This window comes from Variovorax sp. PvP013 (assembly GCF_050435945.1).
Classification (GTDB): Bacteria; Pseudomonadota; Gammaproteobacteria; order Burkholderiales; family Burkholderiaceae_C; genus Variovorax.
Map to the genome: position 1 here is coordinate 382182 of NZ_JBNDLF010000004.1, position 15279 is coordinate 397460.

General features: G+C 68.6%; 14 protein-coding genes. 7 read left to right on the forward strand and 7 right to left on the reverse strand.

Going from position 1 to position 15279, the window contains the following annotated elements; all coding sequences use genetic code 11:
* Nucleotides 1-40: 40 nt before the first annotated feature.
* Entirely contained in the window at nucleotides 41-1348 is a 1308-nt protein-coding gene (locus ABID77_RS14515; protein ID WP_429597070.1) for a hypothetical protein, read from the forward strand.
* Nucleotides 1349-1403: 55 nt separating this feature from the next.
* Entirely contained in the window at nucleotides 1404-2021 is a 618-nt protein-coding gene (locus tag ABID77_RS14520; RefSeq protein ID WP_429597073.1) for a hypothetical protein, read from the forward strand.
* A 10-nt stretch (nucleotides 2022-2031) separates the two neighbouring features.
* On the opposite strand, the gene ABID77_RS14525 is transcribed toward ABID77_RS14520, so the two are convergent.
* Genes ABID77_RS14525 through ABID77_RS14535 form a run of 3 tightly spaced genes read right to left on the reverse strand, consistent with a single transcriptional unit; the run spans nucleotide 2032 to nucleotide 5710 of the window.
* Complete coding sequence (locus ABID77_RS14525) at nucleotides 2032-3894, reverse strand: IlvD/Edd family dehydratase (protein WP_429597076.1); 1863 nt, start codon at nucleotides 3892-3894, stop codon at nucleotides 2032-2034.
* The gene (gene denD, locus ABID77_RS14530; protein ID WP_429597079.1) at nucleotides 3891-4910 is read right to left on the reverse strand and encodes a D-erythronate dehydrogenase; all 1020 of its coding nucleotides are present in this window, start codon (nucleotides 4908-4910) and stop codon (nucleotides 3891-3893) included. Before denD ends, ABID77_RS14525 begins: the two co-directional genes overlap by 4 nt.
* Nucleotides 4907-5710 carry a FadR/GntR family transcriptional regulator gene (locus ABID77_RS14535; RefSeq protein ID WP_429597082.1) on the reverse strand — a complete coding sequence of 268 codons (804 nt, stop codon included), beginning with the start codon at nucleotides 5708-5710 and terminating at the stop codon, nucleotides 4907-4909. Before ABID77_RS14535 ends, denD begins: the two co-directional genes overlap by 4 nt.
* A 135-nt stretch (nucleotides 5711-5845) precedes the next feature.
* Between ABID77_RS14535 and ABID77_RS14540 the strand changes: the two genes are divergently transcribed.
* From ABID77_RS14540 to ABID77_RS14560, 5 genes are all read left to right on the forward strand, one after another.
* Nucleotides 5846-6919 carry an ABC transporter ATP-binding protein gene (locus tag ABID77_RS14540; protein WP_429597085.1) on the forward strand — a complete coding sequence of 358 codons (1074 nt, stop codon included), beginning with the start codon at nucleotides 5846-5848 and terminating at the stop codon, nucleotides 6917-6919.
* Nucleotides 6920-7028: 109 nt separating this feature from the next.
* Entirely contained in the window at nucleotides 7029-8369 is a 1341-nt protein-coding gene (locus ABID77_RS14545; protein WP_429597088.1) for an ABC transporter substrate-binding protein, read from the forward strand.
* Between the two features lie 142 nt (nucleotides 8370-8511).
* Nucleotides 8512-9420, forward strand: coding sequence for a carbohydrate ABC transporter permease (locus tag ABID77_RS14550; protein ID WP_429597091.1), 909 nt, complete (start codon nucleotides 8512-8514; stop codon nucleotides 9418-9420).
* Complete coding sequence (locus ABID77_RS14555; RefSeq protein ID WP_429597094.1) at nucleotides 9417-10298, forward strand: carbohydrate ABC transporter permease; 882 nt, start codon at nucleotides 9417-9419, stop codon at nucleotides 10296-10298. Before ABID77_RS14550 ends, ABID77_RS14555 begins: the two co-directional genes overlap by 4 nt.
* A 58-nt stretch (nucleotides 10299-10356) precedes the next feature.
* A complete protein-coding gene (locus ABID77_RS14560) occupies nucleotides 10357-11364 on the forward strand; it encodes an LLM class flavin-dependent oxidoreductase (RefSeq protein ID WP_429597098.1) in 1008 nt (335 codons plus the stop codon).
* A 32-nt stretch (nucleotides 11365-11396) separates the two neighbouring features.
* Here ABID77_RS14560 and ABID77_RS14565 read toward each other — a convergent pair whose 3' ends face one another.
* The 4 genes from ABID77_RS14565 to ABID77_RS14580 form a co-directional block, all read right to left on the reverse strand.
* On the reverse strand, nucleotides 11397-12194 hold the full coding sequence (locus ABID77_RS14565; protein ID WP_429597101.1) for a sulfite exporter TauE/SafE family protein: 798 nt from the start codon (nucleotides 12192-12194) through the stop codon (nucleotides 11397-11399).
* Between the two features lie 61 nt (nucleotides 12195-12255).
* Nucleotides 12256-13167 carry a LysR family transcriptional regulator gene (locus tag ABID77_RS14570; RefSeq protein WP_429597104.1) on the reverse strand — a complete coding sequence of 304 codons (912 nt, stop codon included), beginning with the start codon at nucleotides 13165-13167 and terminating at the stop codon, nucleotides 12256-12258.
* Between the two features lie 16 nt (nucleotides 13168-13183).
* A complete protein-coding gene (locus ABID77_RS14575; protein ID WP_429597107.1) occupies nucleotides 13184-14095 on the reverse strand; it encodes a ChbG/HpnK family deacetylase in 912 nt (303 codons plus the stop codon).
* A complete protein-coding gene (locus tag ABID77_RS14580; protein WP_429597110.1) occupies nucleotides 14085-15275 on the reverse strand; it encodes a glycosyltransferase family 2 protein in 1191 nt (396 codons plus the stop codon). Before ABID77_RS14580 ends, ABID77_RS14575 begins: the two co-directional genes overlap by 11 nt.
* Nucleotides 15276-15279: the final 4 nt, after the last annotated feature.

A 15279-nucleotide genomic window follows, 5' to 3' on the forward strand; every position in this document is an offset into this window, starting at 1 on the left:
TCAGCCATGGGCATGCTCGGAGACGGACTTTCATGCAAACATGGAAGAAAACAACACCGTCGGCATAGTTCCAGCCTGCTTCCTGATTCCACTTCCCGGTGGTCAATTGCCTGGAAACATCGTGGGAAAAATCGTTGGGGATGCCACAGGATTCAGTTGCCATTGCGCAGTCAACCCGGGCATCGACCCAGCGCTTGCCGTGCCGGACTGGGGTTCCGGATATTGCGTTTCACCTCATCGATTGAGTCTGGCCGTATCGCGTGACCGCTATTCCATGCGGTGGGCCGACGAGTCCGTATCGGTCAAGGTGTCGGTGGAACGTCTGGATGGCTCGCCGGCGGTCAATGAACCCGTCACCTTGGCCGTGCAGCCCACATCCGGTGTCCCGGGAACCCTGACCAACAGTGCGGGAAAGACCGATTCATCCGGTGCCTTCACCACCGGTTATCGGTTTCCAAAGTTCACTGCCTTGCAGGTGGACAGGATCACCGCGACGTGCGAGAACTGCGCCCCGACGTCAGTGACGGCCAAAGTGAAGATGGCGCCGGTCGTGATCGGGTTCTTCAATGGTGTATGGAATACGGAGAAGCAAGCCCAGGACGGACTGCAAGCGCTTAAATCCTTGATAGGTCCAACGTATCGGAATTCACCGATCCGATACGAGAACTTCTACAACCAGACAGGCAAAGGCACGTCCAGCACGATGCTTCAAGACTTGGCTGAAACCTTCATCCAGCGCAGCCAGGAACTCGACGGTGTGCTTGGCAATCGTTGGGAGCATTATTGGGACCTGATCTCAGGTAGGCATGGCGATCCGAAGTCGCTGACGGGCAGTCTGCTCGGCGGTCTTGGCAACGGCGGGACTGCGCTTGCGCGATTGTTGGATGCCACCTTTAATGCCACATTGGGACAGATCGTCGCCGGCTGGGCACGCATGCTTGCTGATCCGCCGACCGCCGCTGACATGAATGCCCAACTGGTGAAGCTGCAGACCATCGCCGACGAAGGATCGGACTTTGTGCTGGTGGCGCACTCGCAAGGCAATCTGTTCTCGAATGCCGCCTACGACGGTTTGCGCGGCAGCCACCCTGACACTCACGCCGGCACCGTGCATGTGGCACCTGCGTCGCCTTCGCTGCGCGGAGAGTACGGCTTGTCCAGTTTCGACTTGGTCATCAACGGATTGCGGGCGCAAGGGATCAACAGTGTGCGACCCGCCAACTGGAACATTCCGTTCGCCTTGGCGGATGCGAGTGGCCATGCCTTCATCGAAACGTACCTCGATGCCGGACGCGAGGGGCGGGCCAAGGTCAAGGGGTTGATCGAGAGCGTCATCGATGGCCTCTGAGTTCGCAAATTCATCAGGGAGTAAATCCAATATGAAAACTCGACCGATTTCACACATGTCGCCATTCGACGTCCGTTATCTGGCCACGACCCTTGTGCTGGCACTTTCATTGACCGCCTGCGGTGGGCGCAGCAACGACAGCGTGGCAATTCCCGCCGAGACACCCAGTGCCACCGCACTAGCAACTGGCGCTGGCGCGGCGGCGCTGGTTACCGGTCCCGCCGCCACGACACAGCCTCCCACGCTCGCGCAGCAGATTGCCAGCCTCGAAGGAAGTGGCGCCCTGCCGAAGCTCGACCGCTCAAAAGACATCGCTGGACCGGATGCCAATGCCAACGGTGTGCGCGACGACATCGAGTCCTGGGTCAACTCCCAGCCGGTCAACGACAAACAAAGAAGGTCGCTCATGCAGGATGCACGCGCGACGCAGCGAACCTTGCTTGTCGATCTCAAGGATCGAGCAGCGTTGCAGACAACAAGCGAAGGCTTGGCCGCATCGTTGAACTGCGGTGGCGAGAACTTTCCGGACTACGTGGTGTTTTCCCGCCTCGCAGGAAAGATCGAATCGATGACCGCGAACACCAAAGAGCGTGCCGCACGCTACATGCAATACAACACGGCGCGCTCCGGGAGTTCAACAACAATGCCGTCCGGCGACACCTGCGAGCCTTGAACCGGCACTTTCAATGGTTGTCCCGCGGCACCCCGAAGGTCGCGTCGATGCGCTGGTACTTCACCGCCGGCTTGAGCACCATGCCCTCGGACAGCTCGCCGACGATGGCGCGCTGGATGTCCTGCCAGGGCGTCTGGCTCGGCGGGTACCGGTAGCCGCCGGCGGCGTCGAGCTCGGCGCGGCGGCGGACCAGTTCGGCGTCGTCGACCAGCATGTCGGCGCTGCGCTTGTTGAGGTCGATGCGCACGCGATCGCCGGTGCGCAGCAGGGCCAGGTTGCCGCCGGTGGCGGCCTCGGGCGAGGCGTTGAGGATCGAGGGCGAGCCGGAGGTGCCCGACTGCCGGCCGTCGCCGATGCAGGCCAGGGCCAGCACGCCGCGCTTGATCAGGTAGTCGGGCGCGCGCATGTTCACCACCTCGGCCGCGCCGGGGTAGCCCACCGGGCCGACGCCGCGCATGAACAGCACGCTGTGCTCGTCGAGGCCGAGCGCCGGGTCGTCGATGCGATGGTGATAGTCCTCGGGGCCGTCGAACACGGCGGCCGTGCCCTCGAAGGCCATCGGGTCGGCCGGGTCGGCGAGGTAGCGCTCGCGGAATTCCGGCGTGATCACGCTGGTCTTCATGATGGCCGAGTCGAACAGGTTGCCCTTGAAGTGCAGGAAGCCGGCGTCGCCCTTCATCGGCGCGTCGTAGGCGAAGATGACGTCGCGCTCGTCGGTGAAGCGGTTCTCGCAGTTCTCCACCAGCGTCTTGCCGTTGGCCGTGAGGGCCGGCTGGATGCGGCCGTGGGCGATCAGTTCGGCCACCACCGCCGGCACGCCGCCGGCGCGGTAGAAGTCCTCGCCCAGGTACTTGCCCGCCGGCTGCAGGTTGACCAGCAGCGGCACGTCGTAGCCCAGCGCTTCCCAGTCGTCGTTGTCCAATTTCACGCCGATGTGCCGGGCGATGGCGTTCAGGTGGATCGGCGCGTTGGTGGAGCCGCCGATGGCCGAGTTCACGGCGATGGCGTTCTCGAAGGCGGCGCGCGTCAGGATGGCCGAGGGCCGCAGGTCCTCGCGCACCATCTCGACGATGCGCCGGCCGGTCATGTAGGCCATCTCCTGGCGGTCGCGGTAGGGCGCGGGAATGGCGGCGCTGCCCGGCAGCGTCATGCCCAGGGCCTCGGCCAGCGCGTTCATGGTGGAGGCCGTGCCCATGGTGTTGCAGTGGCCGGTCGAGGGCGCCGAGGAGGCCACCAGCTTCAGGAACTCCTGGTAGCCGATGGTGCCGGCGGCCATCAGCTCGCGCGCCTTCCAGACGATGGTGCCCGAGCCGGTGCGCTCGCCCTTGTACCAGCCGTTCAACATCGGTCCGGAATTGAGCGCGATGGCCGGGATGTCGACCGTGGCGGCGGCCATGAGCTGCGCCGGCGTGGTCTTGTCGCAGCCGGTGGTGAGCACCACGCCGTCGATCGGGTAGCCGTAGAGCACCTCGACGAGCGACAGGTACTGCAGGTTGCGGTCGAGCGAGGCGGTCGGGCGCTTGCAGGTCTCCTGGATCGGATGGATCGGGAACTCGAAGGCGATGCCGCCGGCGTCGCGGATGCCCTCGCGCACGCGCTCGGCCAGCACGATGTGGTGGCGGTTGCACGGCGCGATGTCCGAGCCGGTCTGCGCGATGCCGATGATCGGGCGGCCCGACTGCAGCTCGTCGAAGCTCAGGCCGAAGTTCATGGTGCGCTCGATGTAGAGCGCGGTCATGTCGGCGTTGTCGGGGTTGTCGAACCACGACTGCGAGCGCAGCCGCTGCGGGCTCGCGCGCGGCGGCTGGGGCTGGCTGCGCGGGTCGGGCTTCTCGCCCTCGGGGCCGACGTCGGCGTGGGTTTCGTTGGTCATCTTTTCATTCCCTTCAAGGTCGTTCCGGCGTCGGGCCGTGCGGCGCAATCGTCGATGTACTGCCGGATGATGTCGGCGAAATTCTCATGGGGCGCGAGGCCCAGGCGGCGTGCCCGTTCGGCCGTGGCGCCGCCGGGCCAGTTGGCGACGATGCCGGCGATGCGCTCGTCGCGCTCGAAGCGCACGCGCGCGCGCACCTCGGGGCCGGCGACGGCCTCCAGCGCGTCGAGCATGTCGCTCACGCGCACGTTGAGCGCGGGCAGGTTCATGGCCAGCCGGCCGCCGAAAGCCTCGCGCGAGGCCTCGTAGACGGCGATCAGCCCGTCGACCGTGTGCGCCGGCGAGGACATCGGATGCGACACGTCCGGCGACACCGGGCAGACCGATTCCACCCCCGCCAGCGGCTCGCGGATGATGCCGCTGAAGAACGACGAGGCGGCGCCGTTGGGCCGGCCCGGGCGCACGGTGACGGTCATCAGACGCGCGGCGCGGCCGTCGATGTAGCCCTTGCGGGTGTAGTCGGCCACCAGGTGCTCGCAGATCAGCTTCTGTGTGCCGTAGGAGGTCTGCGGCGCGGGCAGGGTGTCGTCGCCGACGAGCGCCGGCAGCGGCATCGACGCGTCGGGGCCGAAGACCGCCACCGAGCTGGAGAACACCAGCCGCGCCACCGGGCCGCCGGCCTCGACGTTCGCGCGCAGGGCGTCGAGCAAGGCGCGTGTGCTGTCGAGGTTGGAGCGCAGGCCGAGCTCGAAGTCGGCCTCGCACTCGCCCGAGACGGCCGAGGCCAAGTGGAACACGCCGTCGAAGGCTTCGGTGCGCAGGGCGTCGACCTGATCGAGCAGCGCTCCGGTGCGGGCCTCGACGCGCGCGTCGGCCGACAGGTCGGCCGGCGGCGGGGCGATGTCGGTCAGCACGAGGCGCTCGATCGTCGCGCCGGCGAGCGTGCCGCGCGCGAGCAGGGTGCGGGCGAGCCGGGCGCCGACGAAGCCGCCGCCGCCGGTGATGAGCAGTTTCATGGGGTCTCCTTGGATGTCTTGGGTGTCTTCGAAGCGGGACGCCGCCGCGCGGCGATCACGCCGGCCTCGACCAGGCGGCCCTCGCCGCGCAGGATGTGCTGCGTGGCGTGGTGGCGCGCCGCCGCCGGGTCGCGCGCCGCGATGGCCTCGACCATGGCATGGTGCTCCTGCTGCACGGCGGCCATGAAGTCGGCGCGCCGGGCCTCGTTGCCGCGCGTGATGCGCATGCCCTCGCGCAGGTACTGCTCCAGGAAGCCCAGCAGCAGCCGGAACTGCGGGTTGCCGGTGGCCTCGCCGATCAGGCGGTGGAAGCCCAGGTCCTCGGCCACGCCGTCGCGCCCCTCGGCCACGGCGGCGTCGATGGACTTCAGGGCGCGGCGCATGGCGGCGATCTGGGCGCGCGTGGCGCGCTCGGCAGCCAGCGCGGCGATCTCGCCCTCCAGCACGCGGCGCACCTCCACCACGTGGACCACGGCCTGCACCGACGCCAGCACGTTCGGGTCGAAGGCCAGCGGCCGGTGCGCCGGCGGCGCCGCGACGAACACGCCCGAGCCCTGACGCGAGCTGACCAGGCCCTTGGACTTGAGCTGGTGCACCGCCTCGCGCACCACCGTGCGCGAGACGCCGTGCGCGGCGGCCATGCGCTGTTCGGTGGGCAGGCGGTCGCCGGGCTTCAGGGCGCCCGATTCGATCTGCGCGGCGAGGCGCGACGCCAGGCGGTCGGACAGCCGGTCGGACTCGATGCGAAGCGGTGGGGGAGCGGCCGGCGCGGAGCCGGCGATGACGACAGGATTCAGCACGGTGATCAGCTCATCATACAAATTCCAGCCGGATGCGGAAGCGGGTTTCCTCTTAACGGTTTGTCCGGATGGCGGGTCCCGGAGGGCGTGCCGATACTGCGCCGGTCCGCAAACCTTCCACAGGATTTCCATTCCATGGCGAGTGTCACGATCCAGGGCGTCAAGAAGAACTTCGGCGAGGTGCCCATCCTCCACGGCGTCGACATCGACATCCAGGACGGTTCGTTCACCGTGCTGGTCGGTCCGTCGGGCTGCGGCAAGTCGACGTTGCTGCGCATGATCGCGGGGCTCGAGCAGGTCAACGGCGGCGAGATCCGCATCGGCGACAAGCGCGTCAACGACCTGCCGCCGAAGGAGCGCGACATCGCGATGGTGTTCCAGAACTACGCGCTCTATCCGCACATGACGGTGCGCGACAACATGGCGTTCTCGCTCACGCTGGCCAAGGCCGACAAGTCGGTGGTGGACGCCAAGGTGCAGCGCGCCGCCGAGATCCTGGCGCTGGTGCCGATGCTCGAGCGCTACCCGCGCCAGCTCTCGGGCGGCCAGCGCCAGCGCGTGGCGATGGGACGCGCCATCGTGCGCGACCCACAGGTGTTCCTGTTCGACGAGCCGCTGTCCAACCTCGACGCCAAGCTGCGCGTGGCCATGCGCAGCGAGATCAAGGAGCTGCACCAGCGCCTGCGCACCACCTCCATCTACGTCACGCACGACCAGATCGAGGCCATGACCATGGGCGACAAGATCGTGGTGATGCGCGACGGCCGCATCGAGCAGACCGGCAGTCCGCTGGAACTCTACGACCGCCCGGCCAACCAGTTCGTCGCCGGCTTCATCGGCTCGCCGTCGATGAACTTCCTGCCCGGCAAGCTGCACCGCACGGCGGGCGCGGCCCACGTCGAGCTGGCCGACGGCACGCGGCTGGACGCCCCGCTGCACGCCGGCGGCGCCGACGGCCAGCCGGTGGTCTACGGCACGCGGCCGGAGCACCTGGTGCTCTCCGAGCGCGAAGGCATTCCCTCGCGCGTGGTGGTCATGGAGCCCACGGGCATGGACACTTTCGTCTCGTGCCGCCACGCCGGCACCGAGCTGTCGGCCGTCTTCCGCGAGCGCCACGACTTCGCGCCCGGCAGCGTCATCCACCTGCAGCCCGACCTGCAGCGCGCCCACCTCTTCGACGCCGACACCGGCGCCCGCCTGGCGGCCTGAGCGCGCCGTCACGCCCCACCGCGCGCGGACGGATGGTCGGCCCCCGCGTCGTCCGCATCCGTTTCGTTCCGCTTCAGTTCCGTTCACGACAAGACCAGGAGACAACCGAATGACCGAGTTCAATCGCCGCAGGTTTCTGGAAGGCACCGCCGGCCTGACCGCCGCCGCATCGCTGGGCGCGGGCAGCGCGCTGTTCGCCTCGGCGGCGCAGGCGCAGGCCCAGGCGCAGACGATGAGCTTCAAGCCCGAGGCCGGCGCCAAGCTGCGCGTGCTGCGCTGGAGCCGCTTCGTGCAGGGCGACATCGACGCCTACATGGCCAACGTCAAGAAATTCACCGAGACCACCGGCGTCGAGGTGCGGGTGGACAACGAGGGCTGGGAGGACGTGCGGCCCAAGGCGGCCGTGGCGGCCAACACCGGCGCCGGCCCGGACATCATCCTGTCGACCAACGACGACGCCAACCTCTATCCGGACAAGCTGCTCGACGTCACCGACCTGGCCGAGTACCTGGGCAGGAAGTACGGCGGCTGGTATCCGGCCGGCGAGGCCTTCATGCGGCCGGACGGCAAGAAGTGGATCGGCCTGCCGCTGGGCGCCTCGGGCTCGCTCATCGTCTACCGCGAGAGCATGGTGAAGGCGGCCGGCTTCGACACCTTCCCCAAGACCACCGACGGCTTCCTCAAGCTCTACCAGGCCCTGAAGGCCAAGGGCACGCCCGGCGGCATGGCGCTGGGCAACGCGACGGGCGACAGCGTGTGGTGCAACTGGCTGGTGTGGTCGCACGGCGGCAAGCTGGTGGACAAGGCCAACAAGGTCGTCATCGACAGCCCGGAGACGATCAAGGCGCTGGAGTACGCCAAGGAGCTCTACGCCAACTTCATCCCCGGCACGCTGTCGTGGCTGGACCCGAACAACAACAAGGCCTTCCTCGACGGCCAGATCAGCATCACCAACAACGGCATCTCGATCTACTTCACGTCGAAGAACTCGGCCGACCCGAAGCTCAAGGAACTCGCCGCCGACATCAACCACGCGGTGTTCCCCATCGGCCCGGTGGGGGTGCCGACCGAGTCGCACCTGTTCTTCAACCAGATGGTCATGAAGTACACCAAGTACCCGATGGCGGCCAAGGAGTTCCTGCGCTTCATGATGGAGAAGGAGCAGTTCGACCCCTGGCTGCAGGCCGGCGGCGGCTATGTCGCCCAGCCGCTGCGCTTCTACGAGAACAGCGCGATCTGGACCTCCGACCCGAAGAACATGCCGTATCGCGACTCGGTGAAGAACCTGCGCCCGGGCGGCTACGACGGCAAGCTCGGCTACGCCTCGGCCGGCGCGGCGGCCGACTTCATCATCCCCAACATGGTGGCCGAGGCGGCGAGCGGGGCGAGGACGCCGAAGGAAGCGGCCGAGCGGGCGCAGAAACGCGCCGAGCGCTATTACAAGACCTGACCCCCAGTCTTCGCGCACTTCGTGTCGCTTCGCCAACCCCCTTCCAGGGGGCAACACCAGTGGCCCGGCAAAGCCGGCTCCACGGTGTTCCCGGACTGGCTCCTGACACGGCATCGATGGTCCGCTTTATGAACGAGATTCCATGAAATTACTCGCGAGGATGCAGAACAGCCGCAACGCGCTGGGCTTCATGTTCATGCTGCCGGCGGCGGTGCTGCTGCTGCTGTTCCTGACCTATCCGCTCGGGCTGGGGACCTGGCTCGGGTTCACCGACGCCAAGGTGGGGCGGCCGGGGCAGTGGATCGGGCTGGAGAACTACGAGTACCTCTGGAGCGACTCGGTGGTGCGGCTGGCGCTGTTCAACACGCTGTTCTACACGGCGGTGGCCAGCGTGCTGAAGTTCTTCCTCGGGCTGTGGCTGGCGATCCTGCTCAACCGCAACATCCGCTTCAAGACCTTCTTCCGCGCCGTCATCCTGCTGCCCTACATCGTGCCGACGGCGCTGTCGGCGATCGCGTTCTGGTGGATCTACGACTCGCAGTTCTCGATCATCAGCTGGGCGCTGGTGAAGATGGGCCTGATCGACGGCTACATCGACTTCCTGGGCAGCCCGTGGAACGCGCGCATCGCGGTGATCATCGCCAACGTCTGGCGCGGCGTGCCCTTCGTGGCGATCACGCTGCTCGCCGGCCTGCAGACCATCTCGCCGTCCTACTACGAGGCCTCGGCCATCGACGGCGCGACGCCGTGGCAGCAGTTCCGCCACGTCACGATGCCGCTGCTCACGCCGATCATCGCGGTGGTGATGACCTTCTCGGTGCTGTTCACCTTCACCGACTTCCAGCTGATCTACGTCATCACGCGCGGCGGGCCGCTCAACGCGACGCACCTCATGGCCACGCTGTCGTTCCAGCGCGCCATCTCCGGCGGCGCGCTCGGCGAGGGCGCGGCCATCGCCATCGCCATGGTGCCTTTCCTGCTGGCCTGCGTGATGTTCAGCTTCTTCGGCCTGCAGCGCCGGGCCTGGCAACAGGGTGGAACCGACAAATGAGCAAGACCTCCGACGCCCGCGCCGACACCGTCGGCATGAGTTTCCTGGACTCGGTGCCGCGCAAGATGGTGACGGTGTACCTGCCGCTGGTGGTCTTCCTGATCGTGCTGCTGTTCCCGTTCTACTGGATGGCGATCACCTCGGTGAAGCCCGACGCCGAGCTGCTCTCGCGCGACGGCAATCCGTTCTGGGTCGTCACGCCGACGCTGGCGCACTTTCACAAGCTGCTGTTCCAGACCGCCTACCCGCAGTGGCTGTGGAACACGGTGCTGGTGTCGGTGGTGTCGACCTTCGTGTCGCTGGCGGCGTCGGTGTTCGCGGCCTACGCCATCGAGCGGCTGCGCTTCTCGGGCGCCAAGCACGTCGGGCTGGCGATCTTCCTGGCCTACATGGTGCCGCCGTCGATCCTGTTCATCCCGCTGGCCAACGTGGTGTTCAACCTCGGCCTGTTCGACACCCGCTGGGCGCTGATCCTCACCTACCCGACCTTCCTGATCCCGTTCTGCACCTGGCTGCTGATGGGCTACTTCCGCTCCATCCCGGCCGAGCTGGAGGAGTGCGCCCTCATCGACGGCGCCAACCGCTGGCAGATCCTGGTGAAGATCGTGCTGCCGCTGGCGGTGCCGGGACTGATCTCGGCGGGCATCTTCGCCTTCACGCTGTCGTGGAACGAGTTCATCTACGCGCTGACCTTCATCTCCTCGTCGGAGGTCAAGACCCTGCCGGTGGGCGTGGTCACGGAACTGGTCCAGGGCGACGTCTACCAGTGGGGGCCGCTGATGGCCGGCGCATTGCTGGGCTCGCTGCCGGTGGCCTTCATCTACTCGTTCTTCGTCGAGTACTACGTCTCGGGCATGACGGGCTCGGTCAAGGAGTGAGCCTGCCGGGAGTGACCTCGTCGCGGCAGGCGTTTTCCGACCGGCGGATGATGGGCGCATGACCACGCCATCCACTCCGCTGTCCATCCTCGACCTCTCCCCGGTCTGCGAAGGCAGCACCCCCGCGCAGTCCTTCCGCAACTCGCTCTCGCTCGCCCAGCACGGCGAGAAGCTCGGCTACCGGCGCTACTGGCTGGCCGAGCACCACGGCATGCCGGGCATCGCCAGCGCGGCGACGTCGGTGCTGCTGGCGAACATCGGCGCGGGCACCTCGACCATCCGCATCGGCGCGGGCGGCGTGATGCTGCCCAACCACTCGCCCTTGGTGATCGCCGAGCAGTTCGGTACGCTCGAATCGCTCTATCCCGGCCGCATCGACCTCGGCTTGGGCCGCGCGCCGGGCTCCGACCAGCGCACCGCGCAGGCCCTGCGGCGCGACCTGCAGTCCGACGCCGACCAGTTCCCGCAGGACGTCATCGAGCTGATGGACTTCATGAGCGACGCGCCGCGCCAGCCGGTGCTGGCGGTGCCGGGCCGGGGCCTGAAGGTGCCGGTCTGGATCCTGGGCTCGAGCACCTTCGGCGCCCAGCTCGCCGCGCACCTGGGCCTGCCCTACGCCTTCGCGTCGCACTTCGCGCCGCAGCAGATGATGCAGGCCGTGCGCCTCTATCGCGAGACCTTCAAGCCCTCGGCGCAGCTGGCCCGCCCCTACGTCATGCTGGGCTTCAACGTCTTCGCCGCCGACACCGACGCCGAGGCCCGCTTCCAGGCCAGCTCGTGGCAGCAGGCCTTCGTCAACCTGCGCAGCGGCCGGCCGGGCCGCCTGCCGCCGCCGGTGCAGGGCTACCGCGAGAACGCCGGACCGGCCGAGCGCGCGCTGCTCGACTCGGTGCTGTCGTGCTCGGCCGTGGGCTCGCCCGAGACGGTGCGCGAGCAGGTCGCCGCCTTCGTCGAGCGCACCGGCGCCGACGAGCTGATGGTGACCTCGCAGGTGTTCGACCACGCCGCGCGGCTGCGCTCCTACGAGATCCTGGCGAGCGTTCAGCACGAGCTGACGCCGGCCTGAGGGAGGGTGATCCCCTCCCGGATTCAGTGCAGTTAGTAGCGCAGGATCAGGGCCGTGCCGGAGCCCAGCACGATCAGGCTGACGATCCGCAGGAACTGCGTCCGCGACAGTGAGAGCGTGATGCGCCGCCCGATCGCGGTTCCGATCAGCATGGCCGGCAGCAGCACGGCGGCCAGCATCAGGATCCTGCGGTCGGCATAGACACCGGCCCCCAGGAACAGGAGGGCGCGTGTCAGTGTGGAAAGCCCGATCAACGTCGACTGCGTGACGCGGATGCGTTCGTTGGACTCGATGCGCCCGGCCAGGTAGATGGCATAGATGAAACCGCCGCTGCCGAACAAGGCCGAGAACACCCCGCCGACGAGTCCGAAGGGCAGCGCGGCGCGCGGGGTGAACCTCGCTCCCGATCGGTAGCCGCTCAGCGAGTACAGCGCGTAGCCGACGGCGAAGATGCCCAGCGCCAGCAGCAGCGTCTCCGGCCGGCCCCACAGGAGGATCGCGGCACCGCTCAAGCTGCCCAATGCCATCGCGGGAACGATGCGTCGGAGTTCCGCCAGATCGGCGGCCTTGCCGTCGCGCGCCACGTTCACGCCCGACGCGGCGAAATCCAGCAGGGCGAGCAGCGGCACGATGGTGGCGACCGGCACGAACTGCGCCAGGATCGGACCGGCCACGAGCGCGGTGCCGAAGCCCGCGAGACCGAAGATCACGTAGGCGACGACGATCCCCAGGCACACGGCCAAGAGGTGCGGCGGCGGCAGGGGCAGGCTGACCTGGAAGGAAGAGAGCAGGACGTTCACGAAGCACCCGATGGAGATGATGGAAGCCATCCAATCTATCGGCACCGGCTCGAAACGCCCATTCAGAATGCGGCGCGCATCGATCTCGAAATCAGCTGGACGCGCCGGCCCCGGCGCCCAGGGCCTCCCGCATCGCGCGGGTGAAGCGACGCACCAGCGCGGGAGCGTCGTGTCGCCACAGGGCGAGGACGCCGCTGGTGCAGCCGTCGCCGCGAAGGGGCACCGGGCATACGCCTTCGGGTGCCCATCGGCCCATGGACGCCGGCACGACGGCGATGCCGAAGCCCTCCTGCACCAATGCCAGCTGCGCCCACTTGCGCGAACGGACGGGAGCGGCCGACGGCTGGAATCCCTGGGCCCGGCACAGTTCCGCCACGCGGTGGCTCAGGCCTCCGCGTTCCAGGTGGGGCAGGGCGACGAAGCGTTCCTGGCGGAGTTCGGCCACCGTGACGCCGTCCCGGCCGGCCAGCGCGTGACCGGCGGGGACGGCCACGACCAGGGCCTCCTCGTACAGCGGTTCGTAATGCACGCTGCCGTAGCGGCGCAGGATGGGCGCGCGCGCCAGGCCGACATCGGCGCGTCCTTCGTGGAGGTCCAGGGCCTGATGCTCCGACGACGCCTGCGAGACCTCGATCGACACGCCCGGATGCGAAGCGATGTGCCGCCGCAGCAGCGCCAGGATGGGTGCGCCCAGCGGCACGGAAGTCGAATGCAGCAGCTGCAACGTTCCTTCGGTGCCGCGCTGCGCATGGGTGGCGTTGACCGCGGCTTCCTCGAGCGAGGCCAGGATGCGACGGGCATCGGCATACAGCGACCGGCCCCCCGCCGTCGTCTCCAAGTGGCGCGCATCGCGTTCCAGCAGCCGCACCTGCAGCGCCTGCTCCATCTCCCGCACCTGCCGGCTCAAGGCCGACTGGGCGATGAACAGGCGCTCGGCGGCCAGGCTGAAACTGCCGGCATCGACGATCTCCACGAAGTAGCGCAGCTGTCGGTGGGTGAGCATGGTGGGGTCCGGCGCTTCAGCGCCGGCCGTCGAAGCGCAACAGCTCGACGCCGTGGCGCGCCAGGCTGTCGCCGAAGGCGGCCGACGACAGGTAGTCGAACTCCACCACGCGCTGCGCCGCGATGGCGTCGCCGGCGACGAGCGAGGTCGCCGGGTGGCACATCATCAGCGTGCCGTCGGGGCTGCCGGCGAGCCAGCGCTCCATGTGGCGGCCGTAGTCGGCCGGGGTGGGGGCGTCGAAGCCGTAGACGCCGGCGAAGCCGGTGTTGTGCGGGATGCCCAGGTGGTCGAGCCGGCGGCGGAACCACCAGCCGCCCAGCACCGCCAGCACGCCGGCCTTGCCCGCGCCCCAGCCACGGCGGGCCGGCACCGTGGCGCGCACGGCGGGCATCGGCGACGGGCCCGCTGCCGATGTCGATGAGGGCGGGTCCGAGCCGCCGCCGTAGCGCTCCATCAGCACGTCCAGCAACGCGTCGCGCACGCCGGGCAGCTGGTGGACGTGCTGGTGGCCGTCGACGAAGTCCGGCGCCCGGCCCATGGCCTGCTCGAAGGCGTCGAGCTGGCACACGATGCGCTCGCGCACGTCGGCCATCGGCAGGCGGCGCGCGTAGGTGTCGCGCAGCACGGCCACGAGCGTCGGCGCGGCGTCGCCGTGGCCTTCGGTGAGGTTGAAGTGCAGGCCGGTCGACAGCGTCGGCGGCGCGTCGGCGCGCAGCCCGCGCGCGGACTCGGCCCAGCGCGGCGAGGTCGTCATGCAGCTCGTTGCGCCCAGGCGGCCCTGGCGGGCCAGGCGCAGCACCGCGTCGTCGACCGCGGGGTGCAGCGCGAAGTCGTCGGCGCACAGGGCGATGCGCACGGGCGCGCGGACCGCCGCGACGGTCGGCCGCGCCGTCGCGCGGGACGTGTCCGTCGTCGCTTCAGCCGGCATGCGGCGCTCCGCCCTCGTCCTTCGTGGTGTTCCGCGGTCGATGGGCGGCGTGGGGTTCCGATCGCGGGCGCGACGGCTGGGCCTGGGCCTGTACCTGCGGATGCGGGTGGTGCGCGTCGGTCAGCGGGCTGTGGTCGAGGTCCTCGGCCAGCAGGTAGAGCGGGCGGCGCTTGACCTCGACGTAGATGCGGCCGATGTACTCGCCCAGGATGCCGATCGACAGCAGCTGCACGCCGGAGAACAGCATCAGGCCGGCGGCCAGGGTCGGCCAGCCCTGCAGCGGGTTGCCGTACAGCCAGGCGCCCACGGCGATGTAGAGGCCGTAGCAGATCGCCAGGAACGAGATGATCAGCCCGGCCGCGCTCCACACCCGCAGGGGCAGCGAACTGAAGGAGGTCAGTCCCTCGAGCGCCAGCATGCCCAGGCCGCGCAGGCTGAAGCTCGACTCGCCGCCGCGCCGCGCGTCGGGCGTGAAGGGCAGGGCCACCGAGCGGAAGCCGACCCAGGCGTAGAGCCCCTTCATGAAGCGGTTGCGCTCGGGCAGGCGGCGCAGCGCGTCGACCACCTTGCGGTCCATCCAGCGGAAGTCGCCCGCGTGCTTGGGGATGGGCAGCGAACTGCCCATGCGCAGCAGGCCGTAGAAGACGTCGCTGCCGGCGCGCTTGCCCCAGGACTCGGCGTCGCGCTCGGCGATGACGCCGTAGACCATGTCGTAGCCGTCGCGCCAGAGCCGGGCCATCTCCGGCACCAGGGACAGCGGGTGCTGGAAGTCGGAGTCGATCAGCAGCACCGCGTTGCCGCGCGCGTGGGCGATGCCGGCGGTCAATGCCGCCTCCTTGCCGAAGTTGCGCGACAGCTCCAGGTAGCGCACGCCCAGGGCCTCGGCGTGCGCGTGGGCGATCTCGCGCGTGGCGTCGCGGCTGCCGTCATTGACGACGATGATCTCGACCTCGGGCGTGAGGGCGGTGAGCGCGGCGTGCAGCGCGTTCAGGAATTCGGCCAGGTGCCCGGCCTCGTTGTAGGCCGGCACCACGCAGCTCAGGCGCAGGGTCTCGCGGCCGGTGGCGGTGCCGGCCTTGCCCGAGGGCAGCGCGGCGAAGGCGTCCGCGAGCCGCGCGGCGTAGGAGGCCTGGGAGATCGGGTCGGGCGAGTCTTCCAGCGAAGGCGGATAGAAGGACATGTTC